This is a genomic window from Sphaerobacter sp. (assembly GCF_019683595.1).
In the GTDB taxonomy this organism is placed as follows: Bacteria; Chloroflexota; Chloroflexia; order Thermomicrobiales; family Thermomicrobiaceae; genus Sphaerobacter.
This window is the reverse complement of sequence record NZ_JADGHZ010000225.1, coordinates 1-5,009: the sequence shown is the minus strand read 5'-3', so window position 1 is coordinate 5,009 and position 5,009 is coordinate 1. Positions and strand designations below refer to the sequence as shown.

Sequence of the window (5,009 nt, the reverse complement as noted above, 5' to 3'; positions counted from 1 at the left end):
ACCCCCACCCGAGTGATCTCAAGCGCACCACGCCTGATCACTCCACGCCCCGTCCAACCCGCAGGCTCACACGTATACCGGAGGGGCGCGATCCCGGCGATGAACGCAACCCCGGACGTTTCAAGCCGGGCGCGCTCCCCACTCACAGGGGAGCGGGGATGGATGAACATCGGGCTGATTCTCCCAGGGTTCAGTGCCAGCGAGCAGGACTGGGCGATACCGGTGCTGCTGGCGCTTGCCCGCGCCCTCGCAGCTCGGCACGACGTGCGCGTCTTCCCGCTCCGCTACCCCTTCACGACTCGTCCGTATGTCGTGCATCAGGCAGCGGTCATCCCCATCGGCGGCGGCAAAACCCGCGGCACGGCACGGCTGCCCCTGCTGCGCCGCGCGATGACCACCGTGGTGCGGGCGCACCGCACCAAGCCGTTCGACGTGCTGCACGCCTTCTGGGCCGACGAGCCGGGGTTCGTCGCCGTCGCCGCCGGGCACCGGCTGGGCGTCCCGACCGTCGTCTCGCTCGCCGGAGGTGAACTGGTACACCTGCGCGACATCGGCTACGGCGGCCAGGCCAGCCGGATCAATCGCTGGTTGACGCGGGTGGCATTGCGGTGCGCGACCCATGTCACCGCCGGATCGATGACGCTGGCTCGCCTTGTCGCGCGGCACGCCCCGTATCGGGAGCCCACGCTGCTCCCGCTCGGGGTCGACACCGAGCTGTTCACCCCGGCCGCGACGGCGCCCCAGAGCGATGGACCTCGCCTGCTCCATGTCGCCTCGCTGGTGCCGGTCAAGGACCAGGCGACGCTGATCCGCGCCTGCTCGCTGCTGGCACGGTCGTTCCCCAGCCTCCACCTGGACATCGTTGGGGACGGCCCACTGCGGAGCGACCTCGAAGCGCTGGCAACCAGGCTCGGGCTCGGGGAGCGGATCACGTTCCACGGTGACGTCGCCCACGACGGCTTGCCCGCGCTCTACCGCGCGGCCGATCTGCTCGTGCTGTCATCACGCTACGAGGCACAGGGAATGGTGGTGCTGGAGGCTGCCGCCTGCGGACTGCCGGTCGTGGGAACCGCCGTCGGCATCCTACCCGACCTCGGGGCGGCGGCGCGCACGGTGCCGCCGGGCCATCCGGCCGCACTCGCCGCCGCAGTGCGCGACGTGCTTGTCGACCCGGCACAACGCCAGACCATGCGCCGGGCAGCCCTCCGAGCCGTAGCGTCGCGCTACACGCTGGCGCACACGGTCGCCGCCTTGGAGCAGCTCTACCGGACCGCTACGTCCCGGTGCCCTCCCCGCCTCCAGACATAGCCGCCGGGCCGGCGCGCTCGGGTGCCGGCGCCGCTCCACGCCGCGCCAGCAACGCGAGCGCGAACGCCACCGACGTCGTCCGGGCGATTACGCGGGCGGCGATAGCACCGCCCGGTCCGAACGCCGGAATGAGCCAGGCGCCGGCACCCAGCAACACAGCGGCGCGTAGCGCCTCGGAGCCCGCCAGCACGCGCGGCCGGTCGGCGGTGATGGTCAGGAGCAGCAGCGGGGTCGCCAGGATCTCCAGCAGCGTCACGACCAGCAGGCCCTGAAGCAGCGGCGCCAAATCACCGAAGCCCGCGCCATAGACGAGCACGATCGCCGGGCGGGCCAGCGCCACGGCGGGTACCAGAGCAAGCCCCGCGACCAGGGCGCGGAACAGGCTGTCCCGTACGTAGCGGCGGACCGCCGCACCGCCGGGCAGCGTCGCCGCCACGGGCAGCAGCACGGTGTACAGGCTGTGGTTGACGATCTCCACCTTGCTCGCCAGGTTGGCCGCCAGCGCGTAGGCGCCGACGCCCGCCGGGTCGACCCAGCGGTTGACGAGCAGCAGATCGAGCCGGGCCGCCGCCAGCCCGAACAAGCTCGCCAGCCAGAGCCAGACGCCGAAGCCGAGCAGGTGACGCGCTTCCATCCGCATCGTCGCCCGCCCGGGGAAGCGAAGCGACCAGCCTGGTCCCAGGAGGCGCCGGGCCAAGACGAACGATGCCAGCGAGGTGCCGATACCCAGGACGCCGAGCGCGGTCGTCACCGTCAACCAGCCGAGCAGCGCCAGGGCCGCCGCCAGCAGCGTCGTCAACGCCGCATTGAAGAGGAACACCAGCGAGAGCCGCCCAAAACGCCCCGTCGCCTGCTGCACGACGGTCACCGCGCCGCTCAGCGCTGTTGCCGGCACACCCAGCACCGCCAGCCAGATGAGCGCGGCATCGCGCGGCAGGTGCAGCGCAGTCCCGGCTGGACCGACGGCCAGCAGCCCCACCACGACGGCCGTCGTCAGCGCCAGCGCGATCCGGACCCAGAAGAAGGACTGTACCCGCGCAACGGCCGCCGCTCGGTCGGCCGGCCAGACGGCGGCGATGCGGCGCACTGCCGCGTTGCTCACGCCGAAGTCGGCCACCGCCCCGGCTAGCAGGGCCACAGCGCCGAGGACGCTGAAGACGCCGAGGCCGGCCGGACCGAGTGCGCGGGCCAGCAGCACACTGGAGACGAAGCCCAGGAGCAAGCGACCGGCGCTGCCGCCGGTCACCACCGCCCAGCCGCGTGTGATTGAATCGCCGCGCCCCGCCCGGCGCGCGGTGTCCGCCAGCCAGCCCCGCAGCACCGGTCCTTCCCATCTGGACTGGGGCGCGACCGTGTTCCGCCGTGCCGCGCCCCTGAGCGGCCCTCACCGGCACTACGCCCGGCGCGGCGCAACGGATGAGCCGTGGCGCTGCTGTGCTAGCTGTCCCTGGTTGCGTCGAGCGCGGCGTCGAGCGCGAGTAACGTGCCGAGCAGCACCCGCGCACCGGTCACGCAGTCCTCCGGCGCGGTGTACTCCTCCGGCGAGTGGCTGATCCCGCGGCGGCTCGGCACGAAGATCATCCCCTGGCGGGTGATCGCCGCCATGCACATCGCGTCGTGCCCCGCCCCGCTCGGCATGCGCCGGTAGGCCAGCCCGAGGTCGCGGCAGGCCGTCTCGACCGCCGCCACGACCGCCGGGTCGGAGACGACGGGCTCTTTGGCCGATATGCGCGCGAAGGTCGCGCCGTCCGCCGCTGCCCGCGCCTGCAACGCCGCCTCCGCGGCGTCCAGCGTCGTCTCATCCAGCCCGCGGATCTCCGCCGTCAGCTCCACCCGGCCGGGGATGACGTTGGAGGCGCCGGGGCTGACCCGCAGCGTCCCGACCGTGCCGACAATGCCGTGGGCAACGGCGTTCTCCCGCACCGCCAGCACGAAGGGCGCGGCCATGACGAGCGCGTCCCGCCGCCCGTCCATCGGCGTCGTGCCCGCGTGGTTCGCCTCCCCCTCGAACACCGCGGTGTAGCGCCGGATGCCGACGATCCCCTCCACGACGCCGACCGGCACCCCGGCCGCGTCGAGCACACCCCCCTGCTCGATGTGGAGCTCCACATACGCCGCCAGGCTGCCCGCCGGCCGAGCCGCCGTGACCACCGCCTCCGGGTCGATCCCGGCCGCACGCAAGTGCTCGGCCACGGGGCGGCCATCCACCGCCTCATGATGGATCGACGCCGGGTCGAATAACCCCGCCATTGCCCGGCTGCCGAAGGTGCCGCCGCCCATCGTCGCCTCTTCGGCGACGAAGTTGATTACCTCTACCGGGTGACGCAGCCGCTGCCCCGCCGCGTGCAGCGCCCGCACGCTCGCCAGCGCCGCAAGCACCCCGAGCGCCCCGTCGTAACGCCCGCCGTTGGGCACCGTGTCGGTGTGCGACCCGAGCGCGATCGGCGCCAGTCCCGGCTCGCGACCCGGATAGGTGCCGATGGTGTTCCCGGCCGGGTCGCGGCGCACCTCCATCCCGACCGCGCGCATCGCCTCCTCCACCCACTGCCGCGCTTCCAGGTCGGCCGGCGAGAAAGCAATGCGGTTGACACCGCCATCCGGCGTCGCGCCGATCCGGGCCAACGCTTCCAGATCCCCAAGCAGCCGTTCCCCATCGATCTCCGGTCTGGTCTCAGCCACGTCGCCTCCCTTTCCCTGGGTCGCTCGTCGCGGCCATGCTACGGACGGGTTCCCGGCGGTGTCAATCTCGCGCATGCTATCCTCGGGTACAGAAAGGGAGGGCACACCATGGCCGGCCGTCGCCGCACCCCGCTCGCCCCGGAAGGCATCGAACCGCACCTCTGCACGCTCGATCTCCGGCGCCAGATCTTGCGCCAGACCCCGTTCTTCGCCGGGTTGCCCCCCGCCGAGGTCGACCGCATCAGCCTGCACTTCAGTGAGCGAGGCTACCAGCCGGGCGAGACGGTCTATCACGCGGGAGAGCCCGCCACGCGCCTCTACGTCGTCGCCGCCGGCAAGGTGAAACTGGTCCGGCCGACCCCGGCCGGGCAGAACGTCCTGCTCGACATCCTCACCCCCGGCGACTTCTTCGGCAGCCTCGCCACTCTCGGCGACCGCGAGTACCCTGACACCGCCGAGGCCCAGACCGCCTGCTGTCTTCTGAGCGTCGACGCCGACCAGTTCGCCGAAATCCTCCGCGCCTACCCAGCCGTGGCCCTCGCGACACTGGAGATCGTCGCCGAGCGCCTGCGCGACGCGCACGAGGTGATCGAGCACCTGAGCGCGCACCCGGTCGAGGCGCGGCTGGCGGCGACGCTCCTCAAACTGGCCGAACGGCTGGGCGCGGAGAGCAAGCACGGCGTGCTGATCCAGATGCCCCTCTCCCGGCAGGACCTCGCCGAGATGACCGGCACCACCGCCGAGACCGCCTCGCGGATCATGAGTGAATTCCGCCGCGCCGGGCTGATCCGCAGCGGCCGCCGCTGGGTCGCCATCACCGACCCCGCCGGCCTCGCGAAGTTCGCGGAAGCGCACGCGGGCAGGTAGTTCCCCCAGGGGGCCATCGTCGTGCCGAGCGCAGGAACGCGTATACGCTGCGGTTTATGTCCGGAGTTGGTGGTATGACGAGTCCCGCACCGTGGTCTGTGCCCGGGGCGGGTGGCGCGACGGATCCCGCGTCGTGGCATGTGCCCGGGGCTCAA

4 protein-coding genes are annotated in these 5,009 nt (G+C 72.3%); 2 read left to right on the top strand and 2 right to left on the bottom strand.

All coding sequences use genetic code 11. The annotated features are described in order from the left end of the window. Positions 1 to 162 precede the first annotated feature (162 nt). Positions 163 to 1,308 (top strand): glycosyltransferase, encoded by a 1,146-nt coding sequence (locus IRZ30_RS15600; protein ID WP_294086468.1) that lies wholly within the window; start codon positions 163 to 165, stop codon positions 1,306 to 1,308. On the opposite strand, the gene IRZ30_RS15595 is transcribed toward IRZ30_RS15600, so the two are convergent. Further along, the gene (locus tag IRZ30_RS15595; RefSeq protein ID WP_294086467.1) at positions 1,274 to 2,629 is read right to left on the bottom strand and encodes an oligosaccharide flippase family protein; all 1,356 of its coding nucleotides are present in this window, start codon (positions 2,627 to 2,629) and stop codon (positions 1,274 to 1,276) included. The genes IRZ30_RS15600 and IRZ30_RS15595 overlap by 35 nt on opposite strands. A gap of 116 nt (positions 2,630 to 2,745) precedes the next feature. Next, positions 2,746 to 3,987, bottom strand: a complete 1,242-nt coding sequence (locus tag IRZ30_RS15590; RefSeq protein ID WP_294086465.1) for a Zn-dependent hydrolase — start codon at positions 3,985 to 3,987, stop codon at positions 2,746 to 2,748. A gap of 108 nt (positions 3,988 to 4,095) precedes the next feature. Here IRZ30_RS15590 and IRZ30_RS15585 point away from each other — a divergent pair, with 108 nt between their 5' ends. Next, positions 4,096 to 4,854, top strand: a complete 759-nt coding sequence (locus IRZ30_RS15585; protein ID WP_294086464.1) for a Crp/Fnr family transcriptional regulator — start codon at positions 4,096 to 4,098, stop codon at positions 4,852 to 4,854. Positions 4,855 to 5,009: the final 155 nt, after the last annotated feature.